19 protein-coding genes are annotated in these 22656 nt (G+C 62.5%); 11 read left to right on the forward strand and 8 right to left on the reverse strand.

Annotated features, from left to right (window positions below):
* Nucleotides 1–23: 23 nt before the first annotated feature.
* From HDC29_RS15310 to HDC29_RS15325, 4 genes are all read right to left on the reverse strand, one after another.
* Nucleotides 24–554, reverse strand: coding sequence for an OmpH family outer membrane protein (locus HDC29_RS15310; RefSeq protein ID WP_179499156.1), 531 nt, complete (start codon nt 552–554; stop codon nt 24–26).
* 19 nt (nt 555–573) lie between these two features.
* Nucleotides 574–1014: a cell envelope protein SmpA gene (locus HDC29_RS15315; protein WP_179499157.1), complete on the reverse strand. Its 441-nt coding sequence runs from the start codon at nt 1012–1014 to the stop codon at nt 574–576.
* Between the two features lie 42 nt (nt 1015–1056).
* On the reverse strand, nt 1057–6003 hold the full coding sequence (locus tag HDC29_RS15320; protein WP_179499158.1) for a YadA-like family protein: 4947 nt from the start codon (nt 6001–6003) through the stop codon (nt 1057–1059).
* Nucleotides 6004–6145: 142 nt separating this feature from the next.
* On the reverse strand, nt 6146–6763 hold the full coding sequence (locus HDC29_RS15325) for a hypothetical protein (RefSeq protein ID WP_179499159.1): 618 nt from the start codon (nt 6761–6763) through the stop codon (nt 6146–6148).
* 657 nt (nt 6764–7420) lie between these two features.
* Here HDC29_RS15325 and HDC29_RS15330 point away from each other — a divergent pair.
* The 7 genes from HDC29_RS15330 (at nt 7421) to HDC29_RS15360 (ending at nt 13517) form a co-directional block, all read left to right on the forward strand.
* On the forward strand, nt 7421–7909 hold the full coding sequence (locus HDC29_RS15330) for a hypothetical protein (protein ID WP_179499160.1): 489 nt from the start codon (nt 7421–7423) through the stop codon (nt 7907–7909).
* Between the two features lie 263 nt (nt 7910–8172).
* The gene (locus HDC29_RS15335) at nt 8173–9921 is read left to right on the forward strand and encodes a ParB/RepB/Spo0J family partition protein (RefSeq protein ID WP_179499161.1); all 1749 of its coding nucleotides are present in this window, start codon (nt 8173–8175) and stop codon (nt 9919–9921) included.
* Nucleotides 9922–10039: 118 nt separating this feature from the next.
* On the forward strand, nt 10040–10963 hold the full coding sequence (locus HDC29_RS15340) for a HEPN domain-containing protein (protein WP_179499162.1): 924 nt from the start codon (nt 10040–10042) through the stop codon (nt 10961–10963).
* Nucleotides 10964–10969: 6 nt separating this feature from the next.
* Complete coding sequence (locus HDC29_RS15345; RefSeq protein WP_179499163.1) at nt 10970–11737, forward strand: hypothetical protein; 768 nt, start codon at nt 10970–10972, stop codon at nt 11735–11737.
* Nucleotides 11738–12021: 284 nt separating this feature from the next.
* Nucleotides 12022–12513 carry a hypothetical protein gene (locus HDC29_RS15350; RefSeq protein WP_257018322.1) on the forward strand — a complete coding sequence of 164 codons (492 nt, stop codon included), beginning with the start codon at nt 12022–12024 and terminating at the stop codon, nt 12511–12513.
* Entirely contained in the window at nt 12510–13013 is a 504-nt protein-coding gene (locus HDC29_RS15355; protein WP_179499164.1) for an RNA polymerase sigma factor, read from the forward strand. Before HDC29_RS15350 ends, HDC29_RS15355 begins: the two co-directional genes overlap by 4 nt.
* 72 nt (nt 13014–13085) lie before the next feature.
* Nucleotides 13086–13517, forward strand: a complete 432-nt coding sequence (locus HDC29_RS15360; protein WP_179499165.1) for a MucR family transcriptional regulator — start codon at nt 13086–13088, stop codon at nt 13515–13517.
* A gap of 2 nt (nt 13518–13519) precedes the next feature.
* Here HDC29_RS15360 and HDC29_RS15365 read toward each other — a convergent pair whose 3' ends face one another.
* Genes HDC29_RS15365 through HDC29_RS15375 form a run of 3 tightly spaced genes read right to left on the reverse strand, consistent with a single transcriptional unit; the run spans nt 13520 to nt 14269 of the window.
* Complete coding sequence (locus HDC29_RS15365) at nt 13520–13687, reverse strand: hypothetical protein (protein WP_179499166.1); 168 nt, start codon at nt 13685–13687, stop codon at nt 13520–13522.
* Complete coding sequence (locus HDC29_RS15370; RefSeq protein ID WP_373562817.1) at nt 13684–13959, reverse strand: conjugal transfer protein TraD; 276 nt, start codon at nt 13957–13959, stop codon at nt 13684–13686. Before HDC29_RS15370 ends, HDC29_RS15365 begins: the two co-directional genes overlap by 4 nt.
* A 4-nt stretch (nt 13960–13963) precedes the next feature.
* On the reverse strand, nt 13964–14269 hold the full coding sequence (locus HDC29_RS15375) for a conjugal transfer protein TraD (RefSeq protein ID WP_179499168.1): 306 nt from the start codon (nt 14267–14269) through the stop codon (nt 13964–13966).
* 172 nt (nt 14270–14441) lie between these two features.
* On the opposite strand from HDC29_RS15375, the gene traA reads away from it, so the two are divergent.
* The 4 genes from traA (at nt 14442) to HDC29_RS15395 (ending at nt 20314) form a co-directional block, all read left to right on the forward strand.
* Nucleotides 14442–17357, forward strand: a complete 2916-nt coding sequence (traA, locus tag HDC29_RS15380) for a Ti-type conjugative transfer relaxase TraA (RefSeq protein ID WP_179499169.1) — start codon at nt 14442–14444, stop codon at nt 17355–17357.
* A gap of 7 nt (nt 17358–17364) precedes the next feature.
* A complete protein-coding gene (locus tag HDC29_RS15385; RefSeq protein ID WP_179499170.1) occupies nt 17365–18084 on the forward strand; it encodes a DUF6118 family protein in 720 nt (239 codons plus the stop codon).
* 303 nt (nt 18085–18387) lie between these two features.
* On the forward strand, nt 18388–19197 hold the full coding sequence (locus HDC29_RS15390; RefSeq protein ID WP_179499171.1) for an alpha/beta fold hydrolase: 810 nt from the start codon (nt 18388–18390) through the stop codon (nt 19195–19197).
* Nucleotides 19172–20314, forward strand: coding sequence for a sensor histidine kinase (locus tag HDC29_RS15395; RefSeq protein ID WP_373562818.1), 1143 nt, complete (start codon nt 19172–19174; stop codon nt 20312–20314). The genes HDC29_RS15390 and HDC29_RS15395 overlap by 26 nt, the downstream gene beginning before the upstream one ends.
* Nucleotides 20315–20572: 258 nt before the next feature.
* On the opposite strand, the gene HDC29_RS15400 is transcribed toward HDC29_RS15395, so the two are convergent.
* A complete protein-coding gene (locus HDC29_RS15400; protein WP_179499172.1) occupies nt 20573–22573 on the reverse strand; it encodes a bifunctional diguanylate cyclase/phosphodiesterase in 2001 nt (666 codons plus the stop codon).
* Nucleotides 22574–22656: the final 83 nt, after the last annotated feature.

A 22656-nucleotide genomic window follows, 5' to 3' on the forward strand; every position in this document is an offset into this window, starting at 1 on the left:
CGCTAATCCATCTATCCGGTTCGTTATTGCAACGCCACGCTCTGAAGCAAGGCGTCCATTTCGCGGGTGACGGCCGGCGTGATATCCATCGCGTTGTTCCAGCCGTAGCTATTATCGCGCTCGAGGACGACGCTGCAGTTAGCTTTCGTTACCATACGGCCCAACGCCGCATTGAGAGCTTGGTCGATCTGCTGCTGTCCTCGCGTTTGTGCTGAAATGAATCGCAGATTTTGCTGCTGTTCGATCGACTGCGCTTGCTGATTGAGGGCGGAAACCTGCCGCTGATACTCGATTGGCGCCGTCGAATTCTGTCGCGTCTCGAGCGTTCGGCGTTGTTGATCGATCGAGGAACGCTGCCGGGCGAGATCGCCCGACAGCGCACCCTGCATCTGCTTGAGCTGTGCCTGCATCGACTGGCCGGCCCGCGACGCGGCGATAGCGCCATTCCGGGAGAGCAGGCAAAGCCCCTGGATCGGCGGGCCGAAGGTCTGCGCCGAAGCGGTGATGCTGGCGAAGGCAAGGACAGAGGCGGCAAAAGGAACGATTATGCGCATGACGCCACCTCTTGCCCAATCAGCTTGCCGCTGCAACCCGGTCGGCGCAGGATTGCTCCTGCCAGACGACCTCGGACACCACGACGCTATAGTGCCCGCGCGGACGCTCGAACCGGATTTCCATGCGGCAGCGCACGCGTTCCGTGCTTCCCGGTGCGACCGGGAAAAACAGGACATAATTCCATCGTCGCGTAATTCCTTCTGCAAAATGCGGCGCGCCGATCAGCGGATAGATGCTGAACTTGTCGACGCCGGGCGTGATCAGCCGAATCGTGGCCGGGGTGGTGGTGACGCCCAGCTTCTTGTGCTCAAGCACCACCGGCCGAAAGGCTGCGGGATCGACCGTCGCCTGATAGGTGGGAGCGGTCGATGCGGGCTGGGGCGCCTCTTCGATAGCCAGGGCCGGACTCGTCAAACAGACGCCCGAGAGGCAAAGGGCGGCGAAAAACTTGGTTTTCATAATATCCTCCTTGAGGAATGAGCGATCGATGAGGGACGAAAATCAGAACTGGAACCCGACCCCCACATTGGCGCCGGCGCGCTGCTGCGTGTCATAGGTCGCTCCGGCCTTGATGACGGTGCGGCCATCATCCATCACCCGCGACAGGCCGAGCGCGAAGGCCGATTCTCCGCGATAGGTGCCCGCGCCGAAGGCGAGCATTCCGCGCCCGGGTTCGAATGCCTGCGGAAGCCCCGCGGCGGCAAGCGCGCCCGCCGTCCCGGCAAAGCTGTCGCGCCGCGCGTTACCCAGATCGAACTCGAAGTTCGCCAAGCGCGAATCGGTGTAGGCGTTGGCCGACTGGAGCGTGCTCGCGAGCCCGTCGCCCAGCTGCTGGACATTGACCGCATCAGTCGGCGCCACGCCGGCTGCGACATTGTGCAGCGTTGTGGCGGATCCACCCGGATTGAACGTCACGGAGTTGCCGGCCGCATCATATTGCACCGAATTATTGGCCAGCTGCTGGATCGGGTAGAGCTGCGATCCGTTGACTGCATCGGTCGACGTGACGTTTATCGCGCCGGCTCCGATATTTTGGACGACATTGCCACCCATGTTGACGCTGGTGTTGGCGCCCACGTTGAGGCCGCCATTGGCATTGACCACGCCATTGAACGTTGGATTGTCGGCCATGGCAATTTGCAGCTGATTGCCGCTCAGCGTAACCACCGTATTCGAGCCCGCGGTCACGTTGAGCGTACCGTTCGAAGCGATATTCGTCGAAGGCCCGCCATTGGCCTGGATGTTCCAGCCGGCGCTCGCCGTCTGGTTCAGCGCCTGCAGCGCGTCGTTGACGTTGTTATAATTATTGCCGCCGACATTGAGGTTCGTGGTGACCGTTCCGGTCGTCGAGTTATAGGTCGAGCCGCCCCCGAGACCCGCCGCGACGCTGTCGCCAAGATTGGTGACGTTGCCCTCGACCGTGGTTACGCGATTGTCGAGATTGGTGACCGCCGTATTCTGGGCACCTAGCGCGTCGCCGACATTATTATAGGTGTTTCCGCCGACATTATAGGTCGGCCCGGTAAAGGCGCCTGTGGTCGGATTATAGGACGCTCCGCCGCCAAGGCTGGTGGCAGTATTCTGCGCGACCTGATTGAGCTGGCTGACGTTCACGGCATCGGTCGGGGCCGAGCCCGCGGCGACGTTCGTGAGTTGCCGCTCCGCCCCCGCGCTGCCCACCGAAACCTCGCCCGCCGAATTTTGCGGCGCGGCGAGGCCATAGCCCGCATAGCCGGTCCGCGATCCCACGCTCGTCGTCGCGCCCGCACCGAGCGCCACGCTGCCCGCGAAGCTCGCATTGGCACCGGGGCCGATCGCGATCGACTGGATTCCGTTGGCGATCGAGTTGGTGCCGAAGGCGATACCGTCGGCCTGGCTGACCCGGGCGTTCTGGCCGATCGCCGTCCCGCCCGGCGCGGTCTGGTCGACGATCGCGCCATTGCCGATGCCGATGCCATTGTCGCCATTGACCACGGTGGTCGGGCCGACCGCGATCGATTCCAAGCCTGCCGCGAGCGAGTCCACCGCGCTCGAATTGGCGTGGAAATATTGGATCGGTGTCACCGAGACCGAGGAGATCGCGCCCTGTAACTGGCGCAGCGTCACGGCGTCCTGTGCTTGGGTGCCGTCCGCGACATTCGTAATCTGGCGATATTCGCTGGTCGCGGCATTGCCGACCGAGACTGCGCCCAGCAGCGTCGCATCGGTGGTATTATAGGGAACGAAGCCGATGCCTGCCGGGATCGTCCCGCTGACCGGCGCAATCGCGCGATCGGCAACCGAGCCCGATCCCAGCGCCAGCGACCCGTCGATGGTGGCCTGGCTGTCCCGGCCCAGTGCGACCGTATTCGCGCCAGTCGCCGCGGCTTGATAGCCGAGTGCGGTGGACCCTACGCCTTGCGCGAAAGCGTCGGTTTCTGCGAGGCCGGTTTCATTGGTACGCGCATAACGAATGCCATCGCCATTCGCGTCCGTGTAAGTGGTCGAGGTGTCGCCGGCGATCTCGGTGAGTGCGTCGCCGAGGTTGGTAACGGTGCCCTCGACGGTGGTGACGCGGTTATCGAGATTGACGATGTCTCCCTCGACAGTGGTCACCCGGCCATCGAGATTGGTGACATCGCCTTCGACGGTCGTCACGCGCCCGTCGAGATTGGCGATATCGGTGGTGTTCTGCGTCACCTGCGTGTTCGTCGCGAACAACTGCGAACCGTTTACCGCGTCGGTCGAGCTGCCGTCGATGCGGCCAGCCGCGACGTTGGTGATCGTCCGCTCGGCACCCAGCGCACCGATGCTCAGCGTCGACGTCGGCGCTGTGCCCGCAAAGGCATAGTTGGTGCCGCCGATCGTCGTACCCGTGGTCGCCACCGCAACATCGGTTGTCGAACCATTTCCGAGCGCGACATCCCCCGCATTGTTGGCGACCGCGTTCGGTCCGATCGCGACCGAGTCCGTTCCCAGCGCCTGGCTGTCCGCCAGCACCGAGTTGGCGTGGAAATATTTGATCCCGCCGCCATTGTTGATGGTGGTGATCGTGTTGCCGAGGTTGGTGAGATCGCCCTCGACGGTCGTCACCCGGCCGTCGAGATTGGTGATGTTGCCTTCCGTGGTCGTCACGCGCCCGTCGAGGTTCGTGATGTCAGTGGTATTCTGGGTCACTTGCGTGCCGATGCTGTCGACCGCCTGGTTGGTCGCGAACAGCTGCGAGCCGTTGATCGCATCGGTCGAGCCGCCGCTGATCCGACCCGCCGCGACATTGGTGATGGTCCGCTCGCTGCCCGTCGCACCGACGCTCACCGTGCTGGTGGGCGTGGTACCGGCAAAGGCGTAGTTGGTGCCGTTGATCGTGGCGGCCGCCGTTCCCACCGCCGCGAGAGTCGATGAGCCGCTGCCTAGCGCCACGTCGCCGGCATTGTTGGCCATCGCCGTATCGCCGAACGCGACCGCGCCTGCCGCCAGCGCGCTGCTGGTGCTGCCGATCGCGACCGAGCCCTGGCCCACCACCGTATTCTGATAGCCGATGCCAACCGCACCCTGCGCCGCCGTGCCGGGCGTGCTGATCGCCTGTCCGCCCCCGCCGACCATGTTGGTGTTGCCCATAGCCACCGAGCCATTGCCGGTCGCAGTATTGTCCTTGCCCTGCGCCACTGCGCCGTCGCCCGTCGCGGTGCTGGGGTCGCCGATCGCCACTGCGCCGTCGCCATTGGCGACGTTGCCCGCGCCGATCGCCACCGCCTTGCCGCCGGTGGCCGTGGTATTGGTGCCGATGGCGACCGAGTCGGCCGAATTGGCGATCGCGTTCGTTCCGGCCGCAATCGCATTCTGGGCGCTCGCGGTCGCGGTGTCGCCCATGGCCAGCGCGCTTGCGCCGCTCGCCAAAGCGCTTACCCCGAGCGCCGTCGAGCGCGCGAGGGTCGCACGAGTGCCATTGCCGAGCGCTACGGCGGCAATGTCCGTACCTTCGGCGCCCGACCCGATCGCGATCGAGCCAATTCCGCTGGACACAGCAGCATTACCCAGTGCCAGTGCGAAGTTACCCGAAGCATTTGCATTGGGACCGAGCGTTGACGAGCTTATGCCGGACGCACGGGAATTTACCCCGATCGCAACGGCGAACTGGGCCGATGCCACGCTTTGGCGTCCGATCGCGGTGGCGTCGGCCACATTTGCCGTCACGTCCGTCCCGATGGCGATGGCGCTCTCAGCGAGAGCACCCGTTCCGGCGCCCGTGCGTCCGCCCAGATAGACGGCGTTCACGCCGGTGGCGGTTGCTCCAAAGCCAATCGCAGTGCCGTTGGTCTGGCTGGCCAAGGCATTGTGGCCGATCGATGTGGTGCCGTTGGCGGCGACGCCGATACCGGCATTGGTTCCGATCGCGACGTTGTCGCTGCCGGTGACCAGGCTGCCTGCGGAGGCGGAGAGCGTAGCGTCATAGGCAACGGTCCCGTCGCCGGTCCCGAGAGCGACGTTGCGTGTCCCTGTGACGCCGGAGCCGGCGCCGCGCATCACGCTGGCGATGCCGCCGCCCATGGCGGTATTCTGCGCGCCGGTCACGAGCGCCCCGGATGCGAGGCCCACCGCAACCGAGCTGGCGTTGCCGGTGGTGGATCCGGAGCCGGCGCCTTGCCCGACAGCAACGGTACCGCTGCCGATGGCTAAAGCCTGCGCTCCGAGCGCGAGCGAGCTGTTGCCGGTCGCCCTGGCGCCGTTGCCGACAGCGGTGGCCGCACTATCTGTCGCCTGGCTCAAGCTGCCGACAGCGACAGCATTGGCGCTGGTTGCCTGGCTCGATACGCCGACGGCCGTTGCGGCGCCGCCGCTAGCGGTGGCCGTGGAACCGATGGCAGTCCCGTTCGCCGCGCTGGCGGTGCTGTTGACACCAAAGGCAGATGCGCCATCCGCAATGGCGCGGGCGTTTCCGCCCACGGCGAGCGCGTTGACGCCGGTTGCGTTCGCAAAGACACCGATGCCTATGGCGTTGAGGCCGCTGGCCCCCATCGCATAGCCGATGGCGATCGAAGCATTGCCCGTCGCGGTAGCGGCGGTGCCAATCGCGACGCCATTGTCGCCATTTACATCGGCGTTGGCGCCGATTGCGGTTGAGGCGGAGCCGGTAACGTTGCTGCCACAACCGATGGCGGTGCTTTGATTCCCTGCAGAGGGATTGGTGCAGTTGGCGGTGTTGGTCAGCACCCCATTACCGATAACGGTCTGCCCGAACGCCGCCTGCGGAGCCATCATGCCCACCGCAAGCACGGCGGCCATCCCGCCGCCGCCGAGGGCGCCCAGTCCAAGCTGGTCGCGGTTCACTCCGAGCACACGGTGTGCCCGACGCAGCACCGCCATCAACCGGCGCCGCTGGGTCCAGCCCATGCCTGCCGCGCCCAGTACCCAGCCTTGTGCCAGTTCCGCATTGCGTCGTCCGTTCGATACAGTCTCGAAATTGCTCATGATATTTCTCCTGCTCTGGCCCGATCCGATCGATGATATCGGGTGCTAAAATGGGGAGAGAGCCGCCGCGCGACGAGGCACGCCCGGAATCTGCGGTTTGTTGGAATGATCGACAGCCGCGCCTGCGGACGCCGGCTTCTGGCTAGGGTGTCTGGCTACCCGGCGTGACGGTAACGACCACGCAGCTTGCGCCGCTCGCGATCATCAGCGCCTGTCCTTGTCCGCCGCCGAGTTGATAGACTGGAACGCCCGACAGGTCGGCCGCGGAGATGCTCCCCGCCGGCAGATCCTTCACAACCTGCTGGCACGGCTTTTGAAAGGGGGCGACCCGCACGAAATGTCCCTCGCAGCCCTTCGCCGAGGGCGCGGCGAAGACCAGCCCCGCTGCCTTTCCTTTCAGATCAGGCAGATTATACGTCAAGCCGACGGTGCCTTGAACGACATGTGCGTCGGGCGCTTGTTTGTTCGTCTCGGTGCGCACCGCATAGTCGGCGCCCTGCGAGACCAAGTCGCCCAGCACCGAATAAAGCCGGGCGCATTTTTGGGCCCCAAGCTTGCTGGCCTGTTCGGAGAACACGCGAGCGCCAGGTGAAATCGCCCCGGCCGCGAGCGGAGGGGTTGGAGCCGTCGCTGGCGCTGCGGATGCGGTAGCGCCGGCCGTGCTAACGATCGCCAAGCCGACCAGGAGAATTCTCTTCTTCCGCTTCGAAAGAGTCAAAGCTCCAACCTCCATTCCATGGAGTTTTACGTAATGATTCATTTGGCGACCCCTATTTTCGTTGAAATATACGTATGCTTACACTAATGTAAGGTTAGTTGACATATATGTAAGTGACCGAATCACTATATTTCATGTACATAGGTAAGAATCGGAATTCGAGGCGTCAAATCAATTTTTATAAGAAAGAGTCTTAGTGAATTGTTAACAGCCATTAAGAATATAATAGTTCACAGCCTCCTGAATTTAACAAATTCAGAATTGATTTATACTTTTTCATGATCCCTGCGGTTGCTTGGTTAGCTTTGAGCAGTCCTCCTCGTCCTCAGTCTGCCGCTAGTGGATCTCCTCATTATGACCCCGTGCGACATCGCCTGTGCCTTTCAGGTGCGACGCGCGTGGCCCGACGTCGTGCTCTGCCGAAAACATAAAGTGCCCATTGATGGCGCGTGGAACCGGGACACCAGATATTCCCGGAGTTGCCGACAAATCGGCTCCCGCTACCGGCGCATCAACAATGATACAATGACACATCCTATCAGGTGGAGATAGTCACTTTGTATAGTTTACAAAGGGTTACTGGTTTGAAAATGAAAAGCCAGCCGTCGGTGCGTTGTCGAACCCGCAGAGTGTTCCTAGTCTTGGCAACAGGTCGTCCTTGCCCTTTAGGGGTTGGCCTTCTCGCGCTCGGATTTGACCATGCTGCAGTTTGCATTTGCGATCGCGTTGGCCTTGGCCTTGCTGATTGCTGGCAACATGCCAGCGTTGGTGGAAGCAGTGCTCTTGCCGTTTCTGAGCCCTAGTGCAGCGTGGTTGATCGGCGCGTTGATCTTCCGAAGGGTTGGAAGGGTCGCAGATCGCTTCCGCGACCGGTGGATTCCGGTCATAACCGACCGGCATACGGTCAGCGTCCGCTTCTCTCAATTTCCCGCCAAAAGCAGCCTGACCGGAAACGGCCAGTTTGGCCCAAAACACGACTTTGATTGGACATCCCCACCCACTCAAGAACCTTTCAGCAGAGCAGACCCGGCGCGAGTCGGAGTGGAGGACGATTATCTGAGGGAAGTAGAATTCCCGCTTCACATGAAAGGCAAACAGGTTCGGCGTCCCGCCTGCGGCGGCCGCGCTCTATTCCGCTTCGCTCTACCGAGCCACCGCTGCGCGCCGTCTCGTCGGCTGACGCCGTAACGATCGCTGACGCGAATGGCCGGAGCCTGGCTCCGCTCGGAGGTCATCGCGCGTGCCGCGCGCTGGCGTGGCCTCCGGCCGTGCGGGGTGGCCGGTCGATCTCCTCTGAGGCCCGCCCGGCAGGGCGCAACCCCTGCGGGGTCCTCCATTGCATTTCGGCCTGCGGTGCGCCCTGCTTGCAGGCGGGCCTCTCCGGTCGCTCTCGCCGCCCACCCCGCTCAGCCGGGGCTGCGGTGGTTTGAAAGAGCAAAGGAGAGATTATCATGGAACTCAAGCATATCGAACTGTCGCAGCTTGTCGTGTCGCCCGCCAACATGCGCGGCGTTGCGAAGAAGCCAGACCTCACCAACATCCTGCCGTCCGTGCGGGCGCGCGGGATTTTGGTCCCATTGATCGTTCGCCCCAATGGCGCGGAAGATGCCTATGAGATCGTCGCGGGCAAGCGGCGCTACCATGCGGCGCTGACCATTGCCGACGAACAGGGCGGCATCGATCCGCTGCCCTGCGCGGTCATGGAGGCCGGGGACGATGCGGCGGCGCTCGAAGCATCGCTTATCGAAAACATCGCCCGTCTCGACCCCGACGAGGTATCGCGCTGCGAATCCTTCACCCGGCTTGTTCGCGAAGGGCGGAGAATCGAGGACATCGGCCTGACATTCGGTTTGACCAGCTTGCAGGTGAAGCGGACGCTCGCCATCGGCAATCTCTTGCCCCGCATCCGCACCCTCTATCGCAGCGACAAGATCGATGCGGTGACGATGCGCCACCTGACGCTTGCTACCAAGGCGCAGCAGCGCGAGTGGCTGGCGCTGGTCGATTGCCCCGAGAAGCACGCCCCGACCGGCACCCAGCTCAAGGCATGGCTGTTCGGCGGCAGTGCGATTGTGACCAAGGTCGCGATGTTCGACCTTGCCGAATATAGGGGCGCAGTGATTTCGGACCTGTTCGGCGAAGACAGCTATTTTGCCGATGCCGATGCTTTCTGGACCGCGCAGATGGCCGAGGTCGAGAAGCAGGCCGACTTCTATCGCGATAACGGCTGGGCCGATGTCGTCGTCATGAATCGCGGGGCCTATTTCAATTCGTGGGAGCATGAACGCTGCCCGAAGAAGAAAGGCGGCAAGGTCTACGCGTCTGTCAGCTATCGCGGCGAGATCGCATTTCATGAAGGCTATATCACCAAAAAGGAAGCGCGGCAGCGCGCCAAGGGACAGGCAGACACCCCCAAGCCGGTGCGCCCCGAAGTCAGCGCGGCGCTCGGCAACTATATCGACCTGCACCGCCATGGCGCCGTCCGCGCATCGCTGTTGTCGGAACCGGGCGTTGCGCTTCGCATGATGGTTATCCATGCCATCGTCGAGTCACCGCTGTGGCGGGTCGATGTCGAGAAGCAGCGCGCGGCGAGCGATGCCATCGCCGAGAGCGTCGAGGTGTCGGCGAGCGAGGCGGCGTTCGACAAGGCGCGGCGGACGGTGCTCGACCTGCTTGGGTTCGATGCCGAAGCTCCAACCGTCGTCGGCGGATATGACGGCGATCATGGCGTTGCCGGTCTGTACGCCCGCTTGGCGGCGCTGTCCGATGATGCGGTGATGAGCATCCTTCCTGTCGTCATGGGCGAAACGCTGGCGGTCGGCAGTGCGGAGGTCGAATTGCTTGGCCAGCTTACCGGCACCGACATGCGCACCAGTTGGAACGATACCACCGTGCTGCCCGACCTCATTCGCGACAAGCAATTGCTCAATGCTGTTGTTGCAGAGGTCGCGGGCGCTGACGTCGCCGAGGCCAATGCCGGGGCGACCGCCAAGGTGCAGCGCGGCATCCTCGTCGATTGCCTCACCGGCGGCATCGGACGCGCCAAGGTCGAGGGTTGGCTTCCCCGCTGGTTCGCCTTCCCGCCGTCCGGCTATACCGAACGTGGCGGTATCGGCTGTGTCGAGCGGAGCGAGAATATTGCGGCGCTTGTCGCGCAGCCCGAAGTCGCAGGGGAACCGGAGCTGCGTGAGGCCGCCTGACCAGCTTCCATCATTGGAGGAACGGCGTTGCCGTTCCTCCAGATTTTTTCGCCCGGCGCAAAGCGCCGGGCAATCTGTTCTTGCCAAGTGACGGGCATTGCCCGAAGATTCTTGAGGAATGCGAACCGACGTCGATCATCTTCCTGCCGCCAAGCAGCGCGAGCTTGAGCGTATCGTCGAGATATTGTTCGACGAGTTCGGTCAGGCGACCGAAAACGCGACCGGACGCCGCAAGGGCGCCCGCATCTTGAAGATCATCCTGTTCGGCAGCCACGCCCGCGGCGATTGGGTCGATGCGCCGCTGTCGGCGAACCAATATAAGTCCGACTATGATATTCTCGTCATCGTCAGCCAGAAGGAGCTGACCGACCGCGCCGCCTATTGGGCCAAGGCCGAGGAACGGCTTATTCGCACCTATACCATCGAGAAGGCGCTGCGCACGCCGGTCAACTTCATCGTTCACTCGTTGCACGAGGTGAACGATGGACTCGCGCATGGCCGCGTCTTCTTCATGGAGGTCGCGAAGGACGGCATCGCACTGTATGAGGCCGACGACCGGGACCTTGCAACGCCCAAGCCGAAGACGCCGGAACAAGCGTTGGCGGCGGCACGAGAATATTTTGAAGACGGCATGTCGGGAGCGATGTCACGCCAAAAACTGGCGAAGTACGCGCTGGGAGAAGGGTTACTCAAAGACGCTGCATTCGATTTTCATCAAACAACCGAGCGGCTCTACTCTTGTCTACTTTTGACGCTGACTTACTACACGCCCTACAATCATAACATCGCGTTCCTTCGATCACTAGCCGAAGGGCTTGACCGGCGCCTTCATGGCATTTGGCCGGAGAGCAATCGCAGCGAGCGAGCAATGTTCCAGAAACTGAAGGAAGCCTACACGAAGGCAAGGTATTCAAAACATTACCGGATCAGTGAAGAAGAGTTGACCTGGCTCGACGCACGCGTCGAGGAATTGGGTCGCGTGGTCCATGAGGTTTGTTCGGAACGCATCGCTGCTTTGAAGTTGGCGGCTCGTTCGGTATGAGGTGGCGTGACCAATATAGATCTCGATTTACCACGCGAAGCTATTCGACGAGCGGCGGTTGATCCGCCGAGTATTACTGCACGGTCAAATTTTGCGGCATTCACCGCCGATACCTTCAAGAGCCTGGGCGAGAAGCTGTTCGTCTGCGGCCATATACTTGGTGCCGACAGGCGTGATGGCGTTTCACCGTTTGGTCATGGTGATGACGCCGTGGTCGCGGTTTCGATGCTGCTACGAATTGCGAGCGAACTTGTATCGGGTTGCGCCGACCTCGTGAACAGCCGCCGTCATTACGCCGGTGCGTCACTTGTCCGCCAACTGGTCGAAATTGAATATTTGGCTTGGGCGTTCGAAAAGAACGATGAAGAATGCCGCCGTTGGCTTCGCAGCACACGCGAAGAACGGCATTCGTTTTTCACGCCAGCCAAGCTTCGCAAAGCGGCTGGCGGTCACTTCCGTAGTGCCGACTATAGCTTTCATTGCGAGTTGGGCGGGCATCCGGTTCCAGGGTCATGGCGGCTCCTAAACGATGCCGAAGCAACTGGGCAGTTGATGCTTTCGGATTGCCTCGGTCATTCAACCCACATTTGGAACCACTTTCTTGGTTGGGCCAAGAACTGCAATACGAACGACAAGGTGTTCGCCGACATCGTGTTCGGCAACGATGCGAACGCCAAGGTAGCCGAGATGCGGCAGCGCAATGACGAATGGAAACGGCTCGATATGCTGACTACCTTGCCCGCCCCTCCAGTCGAAAGCGCAGCGGAGCTTTAACAAGGCCGCTTTCAGTCAGCGAGCCGAGCAAGATATGCGAGATTGGGCAACAGCTTCTGTGATGATTTGCGCTCGTACCGCAACTTGTCGAGACTCCCAGATTCTGGCATGATCCTGCCCACGGGATGGAATAACTGGCGGCCATCCCGAGGATCATCCTGCCAGGCATCATGCAGGTCCGGCCGTGGGTCGGGCAGTTGCTGTAGCCCGCACTAGCGGCACACAGCGGACACCGCTTGCACATTCGCGCACCAGTGCGCGAACCGCCGTTGTGCGAGCTGCAAATGAACACCCCCAAAGCGAACGACGTTTACGCGCGCGAAGTCGTGATGGCGCGCGTCGGCCACCTCATCCGCCGCAAGCAGCAGGAGGTCGAACGCGTCACGCGCATCCTGCGCGCCTGCTTCGACCCCGATGCGGTGCAGGCGCCCGAGCCGGGCGTGATCCGACGCATCGTCCTGATCGGCCCTTATGCGCGGAAGAATTGGTACGAAGACGACGATACGATCAATTTTTCCGATTACGAGTTCTGGATCATCGTCAATCATCCGCTGTTCAAGGAAGCGGAATGCTGGACCCGCGCCCGCGATGTCATCGACCGCGAGCTCGGCAACCGCTGTGCAGTCGGCCTTGAATTCTATTCCAGAACCGACATCCGCATCGCCAAGGCCGAGCGCGACACCTTCATCCTCGACCGGATCGAAGCAGGCATCACCCTTTATCGCGAGTCGCGCGATGCGCCCTTGCCACGCGATCGCAAGGACGCACGGCCATGACCGCGCCCGCCACCACCTTCGACGCCTTCTGCCGGGCCGAGCAGGCGATGCTGCTGCGCTATTTCCGGAGGCGCGTCGGCCGCGACGCGGCTCCCGACTTGGCGCAGGAGGCGTTCATGCGCGTACTCCGTTCCGGGGCCTTCGACCGGATCGACTATCCGCGCCCCTATCTGCTTCGCACTGCGCGCAATCTGGTGTTCGAGCGCACACGCCGAAAGGCCCGTGAAGGAGCGACCTTTCCGTTCGATGAGGCGTGCGACGCCGCCCAGCCGCCCGAACAGATACGGCGAATGGAAGAGCTTGATATCCGCCGCGTCTTTCGGCCGGCGCTGCTCGCCATGCGACCACGGACCCGCCGCATCTTCCTGATGAGCCGGCTCCGGCAACAGACCTACCGCGAAATCGCCGACGAACTCGGTATCAGCGTCAAGTCCGTAGAAAAGCATATGACCCGCGCCCTGGTGCGATGCCGAAAGGCGTTTGCAACGCGATATGGTTGAAGCGGCGCCGTCCAACGTGCATGGAGAAGATGGGTAGCAAACTATGTAAATAGCATCGCAACGGAGGCGCAAATGGAAGATACCGAAACGCTCGTCACGCTGACGGCCGATATTGTCGCCGCGCATGTCAGCAACAATAGCGTGGCGATATCGGACATAGCGCTCGTCATCCGCTCGGTACACGAAGCGCTGTCGGGACTTGGCACGAAAGCCGAACCCGAAGTCAAACAGGAACCTGCGGTGTCGATCCGGTCGTCGGTGAAACCCGATTACATTGTGTGCCTTGAGGACGGGAAGAAGCTGAAGATGCTCCGCCGTCACTTGATGACGCACTACAATATGACGCCCGATGACTATCGCGCCAAATGGAACCTGCCGAAGGATTATCCGATGGTCGCGCCGAACTATGCCGAGAAGCGGCGCGCGCTCGCCAAGGAAATCGGGCTTGGTACAAAGGGCCGCGGCGGCAGGCCCAAGAAGGCGCCCGCGCGCCGGGCCAAATAGCCTCAGGCGGCGGCGTCGGTCTGTCGTTCGAACGCGTCGGCGATCATCGCCGCGAGCGATTCTTCGGCGCGGATGCGCGCGACCGGGTCTTTGGCATCGAGATCGCGCTTGAGCCATTGCGGCGCGCGCTCGACCACACGCAGGATCGTATCCGTCAGTTCCTGTGTCATGGCGCGCCTATGGCATAGGCGCCCTCGCGCGGCAACGCATCGGCCTCGAACGCGCGCTTGCCGCGCCGCTGCCAGAGCGCAGCGGCGTGTTCGCCTTGATCGCTCCGCAACTTGTCGGCCATCCAGAGGAAGGCGCCATAGAGTTTTGCCCGATCGTCGCCGGCGAGATCGACCAGCCCGGCCTTTACGACGAGCCCGCCAAGTTCGATGAGCTGGCGCGTGCGCTCGCGGCGCTTTACCTGCCATTCGCGCGTGCCGGTTCGTGCCTTCACGGCTTCAAGCCGATGCCGCATGGCCGTCAGGCGCCGCGTCATTCGCCGCGCCGCGATCAGATCCCGGTGCAGCTTTTCGAGCCCCGCGCTGAAAGAACACCGCGCCCGCCTTGCGCCAACCCTCCTTCGCGTTCGTGTCTTTCGTCGCAACGGCGCCAAGCAATGCACCTGCCAGAATTTCGGTGTCGATCTGGTCGCCGCCGGTGGCAATGACGAGTTCGCCAAGCTGGCGAACACGGCGTTCCTTGAGGGTCTTCGCCTTGGCTTCGAGCGCTTTCAGTTCCGAATCGATATCGCGAGGTTTGCGCATGTCGTATCTCCATGATGGGGTGATGCACCCATCATAGGGATGCGCCTCCTGATGCGCAGCAAGGTCGTCGGGACAGTCTGACACAGCCTAGTCCCTCCGCGGATTTTTCCGTGTGAGGGCGCGCTTATACGTCGTGCCGACGTGGCTTTTGACGTGTAGATGGATGGCCGCAATGGCAATCTTCCATCTCTCGGTCAAAGTCATCAGCCGCGCTGCAGGCCGCAGCGCCGTCGCGGCTGCCGCCTATCGCTCCGCGGAGCGGTTGCACGACGAACGGCTCGATCGCGCGCATGACTTCACCAACAAGTCTGGTGTCGTACACAGCGAAGTCCTGCTGCCCGAGAACGCGCCCGATGAGTGGCGCGACCGCGAACGCCTCTGGAATGACGTCGAGGCGTTCGAAAAGCGAAAGGATGCGCAGCTTTCCCGCGAGGTCGAGTTCGCGATCCCGCGCGAGATGAACCAGGCGCAGGGCATTGAGCTTGCTCGCGACTTCGTGCAGCGCGAGTTTGTCGATCAGGGCATGGTCGCCGACCTCAATGTGCATTGGGACATCGGCGCCGATGGCCTCGCTAAACCCCACGCGCACGTCATGCTGACGATGCGCGAGATTGTCGTCGGGGAAGATGGCGAGGCGGGCTTCGGCGCCAAGGTGCGCGACTGGAACCGCACCGAGCTTGTCGAGCAATGGCGCGAGCGCTGGGCCGACCATGTGAACCAGCGGCTTGCCGAACTCGATATCGACGCGCGCGTCGATCATCGAAGTCTCGAAGCGCAGGGCATCGCCCTCGAACCGCAGGACAAGATCGGCCCCGCGGCATCGCGCATGGGCGATCGCGGCCTTGAGGCCGAACGGCTCGCCGAGCACCGCGATATCGCGCAGCGCAATGGCGAGCGGATCATCGCCAATCCGCGCGTGGCGCTCGATGCAATTACCCACGGCCAAGCGACTTTTACCGACCGCGATCTTGCCATGTTTGCGCATCGGCACAGCGGCGGGCGCGAGCAGTATGATGCTGTGACAAGCGCGGTGCGGTCATCGCCCGACCTGATCGTGCTCGGCACGGACGGACGCGGCGAGGATCGGTTCACATCGCGCGACATGATCGAGACCGAACAGCGCCTCCAACTCGCGGCGGATCGGCTCGCCGGTCCGTCGCGTCATGGTCTCCCGGCCGCGTCTTTGCAGAGAGCCGCTGACGCAGCCGGGAGTGGCGGTCTGGTGCTCGGTCGTGAGCAGCAGGCCGCACTCGAACATATAACAAATGGGCAGGATCTCGCAATCGTCGTCGGCTACGCCGGGACCGGCAAGAGCGCGATGCTTGGGGTTGCGCGCGAAGCTTGGGAAAGTGCCGGACTGGAGATCCGCGGTGCGGCGCTCTCGGGCATCGCGGCAGAGGGCCTGGAGAATGGTTCGGGCATCGCCTCGCGCACGATCGCGAGCCTCGAGCATGGCTGGGCGCAGGGCCGCGATCTGCTTGGCCCACGCGATGTGCTCGTCATCGACGAGGCCGGAATGGTCGGCACACGGCAGATGGAGCGTGTCCTGTCACACGCCGCTGATGCCGGCGCCAAGGTCGTGCTCGTCGGCGACCCGCAGCAGTTGCAATCGATCGAGGCGGGCGCGGCGTTCCGTTCGCTTCACGAACGGCACGGCGGCGTCGAAATCGGCGAGGTGCGGCGCCAGCATGAAGTTTGGCAGCGAGAGGCAACCCGTGAACTCGCGACGGGCCGAACCGGCGATGCGATCCGCGCCTATGATGAGGCGGGCATGGTCCATTCTGCCGCGACACGCGAAGTCGCGCGCGCAGAACTGATCGATCGTTGGGACCGCGACCGGCAGGACAATCCCGGCGCCAGCCGGATCATCCTCACCCATACCAATGACGAGGTTCGATCGCTCAACGAGGCCTCGCGCGACCGCATGCGCGCCGCGGGCGATCTTGGCGAAGATGTTGCGATCAAGGTCGAGCGCGGAGACCGGAGTTTTGCATCCGGCGACCGCATCATGTTCCTGCGCAATGAGCGTAGCCTTGGCGTGAAGAATGGCACGCTCGGCACCATCGAGCGTGTCAGCGAACAGCATATGGCCGTGCGCACCGACGACGGGCGCCGAGTCGCGTTCGACGTCAAAGATTATCGCGACCTCGACCATGGCTATGCGGCGACCATCCACAAGGCGCAGGGCATGACCATCGATCGCGCCCATGTGCTGGCGACCCCCGGCATGGACAGCCACGGCGCCTATGTTGCGATGTCGCGTCACCGCGACGGCATCGATATCCATTACGGTCGCGATGACTTTGCCGATCAGGGCAAGCTGGTGCGCACGCTGTCGCGTGAGCGCGCCAAGGATATGGCGAGCGATTATGCCCGCACCGATCCGACGCGCGCGTTCGCCGAGCGGCGTGGCATTGCCTTGCGCGAGCGAGTTGCCGAGCTTGCGAAGCAAGTGCCCGAGAAAGCCCGCAGTATCTTCGCCGGATTTAACCCGACCGTGAAGCGGGCCAGTATTGAACCCCGCGAGACGTTGCGAACGAATGACACGCAGCGCGCGGTCGAGCGTTACGCCCGCGCGCAGGCCGACATCGACCGCATGGCGGCAAAAGGCTTCCCGACACTCGCGCACCAGCGCAGCGCGCTCGACAAGGCAGGGAGCGAGCTCGATGCGATTCGGCCGCACGCCCGCGCCGATCTGGCAGCAGCGTTCGAGCGCCAGCCCGAGCTGGTTCGTCCGTCGGCACAAGGAAACACGCAGGCCGCGGTCCGTGCGATGCGCCTCGAAGCCGAAATCCGCATCGATCCGGCCAAACGCGCCGACCGGTTCACCGAAACCTGGCAGCGGCTCCATCAGCAGCGCGCATCGCTCCGCCGGAACGGTGAGCATGACGCAGCGCGCAAGATCGGCGGCCAGATGGGCACGATGGCAAAAAGCCTCGAACGCGATGCGCAGGTGGAATCGATCCTTGGGTCTCGCAAGGCCGCGCTTGGGATCGATGTGCGCTCGGTGCGGCCGATCGGACAGGAGCTTGCGGAGATTGCGGGCATCGGCCGCAGCCGGTCGCTCGGCATCGGAATAGGCATGTAGGAGAAGGATGATGACGACTGATGTTCAGCTAATCGAGCCAGTGGATCCCGCTGCAGCGGCGTTCTCGCGGCTCGAAGGTGAGATTGCGCTGATGCGCCGCGCGGTCGAGAATCTCGCGACCGAAAAAGCCAGTATCGATATACCGGATTACAACCCAACGCTCGGCGAGATGGCGCAGCACCTGGACACGGCGACGAAGACGCTGGCCGCCATCGCCGCGAAACCCGCCATGGAAATGACGCCGGAGACCATGGGGCAACGGATGGAACAGGCCGCACGGAAAGCGCGCCAGTCTGACCGGGAGCAGATCGGCGCGGCGGAGAATAGATACGACCATGCGGTGCGCGAACTTGGGCGAATGGTGGCATCGGCAAAGTCGGCGCACGAGCAGCGAGAGTGGCTGAAGCTGACCGGCGGTGGGGGCGTTGTGGCGGGTTGTCTGTTGTGGGCGATCGTGTCCGGTCCGATCGCCCGTGCGCTTCCCGAGAGCTGGCGTATGCCGGAGAAAGTCGCGACCCGCGTGCTCGGCGAACCGTCGATATGGGAAGCTGGGATACGCTTGCTGCGCGTTGGGAACCCCGAGGCGTGGCGGGCGATTTCCGATGCCGCCGACATGCGACATCAGAACCGCGAGACGATTTCCAATTGCGAGAAGGCCGCGAACAAGATGAAACGAACCGTCAGATGCGCGGTAACAGTCGCCCCTCCGCCGGAGAGCAATGAGTAACCTCCATCAGCACGAATGCTGCAGTCCCCCGAACGCCGCGCTCCCCGAGGCGGCATTCCCGACATAGGTAGCGATCATGCATTCGACCATCGGCGTCTGCACGCCGCGGCGGGGTCATCCCGCGTGGACGCAGACACTGCGCTTGGCGTCGTGCAACGGTGTGCTCCGCCGAGGCCGATGACTGCGTGTTTGCACGTGCTGTAAGACGCCGAACGCTTCATTGCACAACTATCAAAACGTCAAACAGCATTTCAGGCCAATACAATTTGGCAAGCCTCGCGTTCAACGATAGAGCCGGACCATATGGAAAAACAGGATGTCTTAGTCCGCAACAATGTGACGCTGCATGGCAAGGGGAGCCGAGCGCTTGTCTTTGCCCACGGTTTCGGATGCGACAAGCATATGTGGACCGATGTCTCCACCCAGTTCGAGGAAGATTATCGTACCATATTGTTCGACCATGTCGGGGCGGGTGAATCCGATCTCGCGGCCTACGACTCCCGAAAATACGCTTCGCTGGCTGGCTATGCACAGGATCTTGTCGAAATTGGCGAAGCGCTGGACCTAAGCGACGCCGTGATAGTCGGGCACTCGGTCAGTTCCATGATCGGCGCCCTAGCAGCGATCGCCCGTCCGCAAATGTTCAGCGAGCTTGTCATGGTCGGACCTTCGCCGCGATACATCGACGATGGGGATTACACTGGAGGATTTACACGCGAGCAGATTGACGAGCTTCTGATTTTTCTCGAGGAAAATCATCTTGGCTGGTCTGCCGCTCTTGCCCCCCAGATTATGGGGAATGCTGACAGGCCCGAGCTGGGCGATCGGCTCACAAAGTCCTTTTGCGCGACCGACCCCGAGATCGCTCGCGAGTTTGCCGGGGTCACATTCTATTCCGACAATCGCGAAGACCTTCCCAAAATCCCTGTAAGAACCCTGGTTCTGCAATGCCAACAGGACATCATCGCACCCGAGGCGGTGGGCGAATATGTGCACGCCAAAGTCCCCCACAGCGAATATATCTTGCTCGATGCGACCGGCCATTGCCCGAACCTCAGCGCCCCCGAAGAAGTAACGAGAGCGATACGTGACTTCCTCGCCCCTTCCCGCTGAAGATTTACTGGACCTCTACGACGCGGCCCCGTGTGGATATGTTTCCATCACGCCGCGCGCGTGCATTGCCAAGATCAATCGGACGCTGGCGGACTGGGTGCTGCGCTCGCCCGACGAGCTTGTGGGCGAATCCATACATGACATCCTTTCCTTTGGCGGCAAGATTGCTTTCGAGACCCATCTCGCCCCCATGCTGCGACTTCAGAATGAGGTGCATGAAATTGCCCTCGACCTTCAGAACGCGCACGGAGAGAAGATTCCGGTTATCGGCAATGCACGAGAAAAGCGTGGTCCGAGCGGCGAGCACCTGTTCACGCGGCTGACCTTGTTCAAGGCAGTCGAGCGCAGGACGTTCGAGCGCTCGCTGATCGAGGCAAAGATAAGGGCAGAAGAGCGATTCAAGACCGAGCATGACCAGCTCGAATTGCGGGACCAGTTCATCGCAGTGCTCGGACATGACCTGCGCAATCCGCTGGCGGCGGTCGGAGCGGGCATTCGGCTGCTCGGTAAACAGCCGCCCGCCGAAAGACGCGAGTTGATCCTCAACGAAATGCAGGCGAGCATTTCGAGGGCCAACGACTTGATCGACGATGTACTGGACTTTGCGATGGGCAGGCTGGGGACGGGTATTCAACTCGACTACCCTGATCAGCCAAAGCTGGAAGCGATGCTGCGTCAGGTTCTCCACGAAATTCAGACAATCGCACCCGCGCACAAGATTGTCTGCGCTCTCGACGATCTCGACGAGGTGGAATGTGATCCCGACCGGATAGGTCAGCTGGCTTCGAATCTGCTGTCCAACGCCGTCAAATATGGAGATCGCGAAAGGCCGATCAAACTCGAATCCCGAATTGAAGGCAAGCTTTTACAGCTGTCCGTCGCCAATCATGGCAACCCCATCCCCGAGCATATGCACATAAAGCTGTTTCAGCCCTTCGAGAGGGGGCTGGTCACGGGCGGCGCTAAGGGCTTGGGCCTCGGGCTCTTCATCGTCAATGAAATTGCCATAGCGCACGGCGGAAAGATGAGCGTATCGTCCAGCGACGAGGAAACGCGATTCACTCTCACAATGCCAGTCAAGAAACCGGACGCAGATTGCTCCATGGCAGGCGACTGACCATCGGCGGCCGATGCGCGAACCGGCCGGAACGGCCGGAGTTCACCGACGAACCCGGGACGACAACAAAGATGACCCGGCTATCCTGCGCCTGCGATCGACCGGATCCCGCCGCCAGCCCTAATGATACGGGCGATGTGCTCATCAGCGGCATTACCAAGGGCGAACTCAAGGATGTCGCCGGGCGACACGAGGAAGCGGCCGAGGTGGGACAGCCGGCTTCGGCGGGGCCCCGGTGGCGCAGAGCCGAAGCGAGACTCAGCGCTCTATGGGGTAGGCCGCTGCCTCGGGAAAGCACGTCGCGGCGGCCAGCTCGCCGGCTTCTTGAGCGCCAAGAGGAACACCGAGCAGGAAACCCTGGCCTCGCGCACATTTGAGTTTGCGCAGCAAAAACAACTGCTCTTCGGATTCGATATGCTCGGCAACGCAGGGCGTACCCAGTGCGGCGCAAAGCTGCAGGACGCCTTCGAGAAGACGCCGGCTGGCGACTGAATCGATAATGGGGGCAATAAGCGATCCATCGAGCTTGATCGCATCGAAGCGGATCTCGCGCAGATAGGCAATGGAGGCGAAGCCTGCGCCGAAATCGTCGAGAATGATGCGGATGCCTTCGGCCTTGAGCACGGCGAGGTTGGACCGCGCGGCTTCGAAATCGATCAGCAAGGCCGTTTCGGTGACCTCGACGCTCAATCTGGCGGGAGAAAGCCCAGCTTCGGCGAGTTTCTCAATCAACTCCCTGGCCGAGGAGGGCGAGCAGAGCTGGACCGCGCTCAGGTTGACTGACAGGCGGACACTTTTCGGCCAGTCGCGCGCGGCGTGCATCGCCTTGATCAGCAAGGCATCGTTGATCGGCTCGATGAGATTGAGCTGCTCGGCGATCGGGACGAAGTCCGCCGGCGAGACATCGCCCAGCGTGTCATGCTTCCATCGCGCAAGCGCCTCGAAAGCGAGCAGACGCATCGTTGCGAGTTCATAGACCGGCTGGAAAATCGGACCGATGTCCTCGGCCACGCCGGGGGCCTTCAGCGCATTCGCGATGTCCGAGCGGCTCTTGCGCGCCGCTTCGAGCGCCGGATGAAATACCGAAACCTCGCCGCGGCCGCGCTGCTTCGCCGCCTGCAAGGCGGTATCGGCCTGCATCAGCGCGACCTCGAACGCGTCGCCCCCGATTCCGAGCAGGGCGATGCCGCAGCCCGCGGTCACGCAAAACTCCCGGTCCTCTTCCACGAGAGGTGGCCGCAGGACATTCGTTATCGCGATCCCCAATTGCCACGCGGCGTCGACATCGGCGCAGCGGGCGAGAAGCGCGAATTCGTCGCCCCCGATGCGCGCGACCATGTCCGTGTCACCGCGCAGCGTTTCAAGCCTCGCGCCGATCTGCCGGAGCAGCCGATCACCGACGATATGGCCAAAAACATCGTTGATGGGCTTGAAATTATCGAGGTCGATGATTGCGACAGCGACCGCCCTCTCCCCCGGCAAGGCAGCCCATGCTTCGGCGGCTTCGAGGAAGGCCCGGCGATTGGGTAGGCCTGTTAGATCGTCGGTGTTGGCGATGATCTGCACGCGTGCCGCTTCCGACAAAGCGCGCTGCTCGGCTTCCAGCGCGCGGGCACGCTCCACCTCGACTACTGACCGCGTGTGCACAAGCTGCACGAACCCGCGCTCATGGGTGTCGAGCAACCGAAGGACGAGGCAGATGACGAGAATGAGGCAGAGCCCGAGGCCGACTGGCGCCGCCTCGCCGGTGAACACCAGGCGCGCGGCCAGCGGAAGGGCAAGAAAGACAAGCGGCATACGGGCCACATTGGGAAAGCTCGCGAGTCCGTAAGCGCACCCGAGCGCGGTCAGGCTCCCGAACAGGATCGCATAGTCGAGTTCGGCGGGGTTACCATTCTCGAAGACGATAAGCCCCCAGATGCCGAAAGCCAGGCTTAGCATGGCGGCAATGAACGGCATCGGGCGCACCCGCGCCAAGATCACCTCCAGCTCGGGATCGCGGGGTTCTCGCTTCATCCAGTACAGGAGCCGGGCCAGCATGAAGGCGATCAGCAGACTGCCCGGCCACAAGGACGCCTGCCATTCCCGCGACGTCGCGAAATGGAAGCCGATAAAGTTGAGGAGCGATATCGCATAGATGAAGGGAATCTGGCGCTTCAGCGCGGCATAGCGCGTCCGCAGCATCGCCCGCCCCTCGCCGGTGACAGTTTCCCCGGCGCACGTGTAACGATTCCACCAGATGCGCGGGGCGATCCACATGCGAATTCTTTCGAGCGCAAAGGTTAAGGAAGGCTTCCGCGATTCACCTTGACGACGGGTGTCCAATGTCCCGTCGATAGACA

The organism is Sphingopyxis sp. JAI108, from assembly GCF_013410105.1.
In the GTDB taxonomy this organism is placed as follows: domain Bacteria; phylum Pseudomonadota; class Alphaproteobacteria; order Sphingomonadales; family Sphingomonadaceae; genus Sphingopyxis; species Sphingopyxis chilensis.

What these genes read in the sequence shown, in the direction of transcription:
- HDC29_RS15310 (WP_179499156.1), bottom strand. Translation starts at nt 554, where the DNA reads ATGCGCATAATCGTTCCTTTTGCCGCCTCTGTCCTTGCCTTCGCCAGC.
- HDC29_RS15315 (WP_179499157.1), bottom strand. Translation starts at nt 1,014, where the DNA reads ATGAAAACCAAGTTTTTCGCCGCCCTTTGCCTCTCGGGCGTCTGTTTG.
- HDC29_RS15320 (WP_179499158.1), bottom strand. Translation starts at nt 6,003, where the DNA reads ATGAGCAATTTCGAGACTGTATCGAACGGACGACGCAATGCGGAACTG.
- HDC29_RS15325 (WP_179499159.1), bottom strand. Translation starts at nt 6,763, where the DNA reads ATGAATCATTACGTAAAACTCCATGGAATGGAGGTTGGAGCTTTGACT.
- HDC29_RS15330 (WP_179499160.1), top strand. Translation starts at nt 7,421, where the DNA reads ATGCTGCAGTTTGCATTTGCGATCGCGTTGGCCTTGGCCTTGCTGATT.
- HDC29_RS15335 (WP_179499161.1), top strand. Translation starts at nt 8,173, where the DNA reads ATGGAACTCAAGCATATCGAACTGTCGCAGCTTGTCGTGTCGCCCGCC.
- HDC29_RS15340 (WP_179499162.1), top strand. Translation starts at nt 10,040, where the DNA reads ATGCGAACCGACGTCGATCATCTTCCTGCCGCCAAGCAGCGCGAGCTT.
- HDC29_RS15350 (WP_257018322.1), top strand. Translation starts at nt 12,022, where the DNA reads ATGAACACCCCCAAAGCGAACGACGTTTACGCGCGCGAAGTCGTGATG.
- HDC29_RS15355 (WP_179499164.1), top strand. Translation starts at nt 12,510, where the DNA reads ATGACCGCGCCCGCCACCACCTTCGACGCCTTCTGCCGGGCCGAGCAG.
- HDC29_RS15360 (WP_179499165.1), top strand. Translation starts at nt 13,086, where the DNA reads ATGGAAGATACCGAAACGCTCGTCACGCTGACGGCCGATATTGTCGCC.
- HDC29_RS15365 (WP_179499166.1), bottom strand. Translation starts at nt 13,687, where the DNA reads ATGACACAGGAACTGACGGATACGATCCTGCGTGTGGTCGAGCGCGCG.
- HDC29_RS15375 (WP_179499168.1), bottom strand. Translation starts at nt 14,269, where the DNA reads ATGCGCAAACCTCGCGATATCGATTCGGAACTGAAAGCGCTCGAAGCC.
- traA (WP_179499169.1), top strand. Translation starts at nt 14,442, where the DNA reads ATGGCAATCTTCCATCTCTCGGTCAAAGTCATCAGCCGCGCTGCAGGC.
- HDC29_RS15385 (WP_179499170.1), top strand. Translation starts at nt 17,365, where the DNA reads ATGATGACGACTGATGTTCAGCTAATCGAGCCAGTGGATCCCGCTGCA.
- HDC29_RS15390 (WP_179499171.1), top strand. Translation starts at nt 18,388, where the DNA reads ATGGAAAAACAGGATGTCTTAGTCCGCAACAATGTGACGCTGCATGGC.
- HDC29_RS15400 (WP_179499172.1), bottom strand. Translation starts at nt 22,573, where the DNA reads ATGTGGATCGCCCCGCGCATCTGGTGGAATCGTTACACGTGCGCCGGG.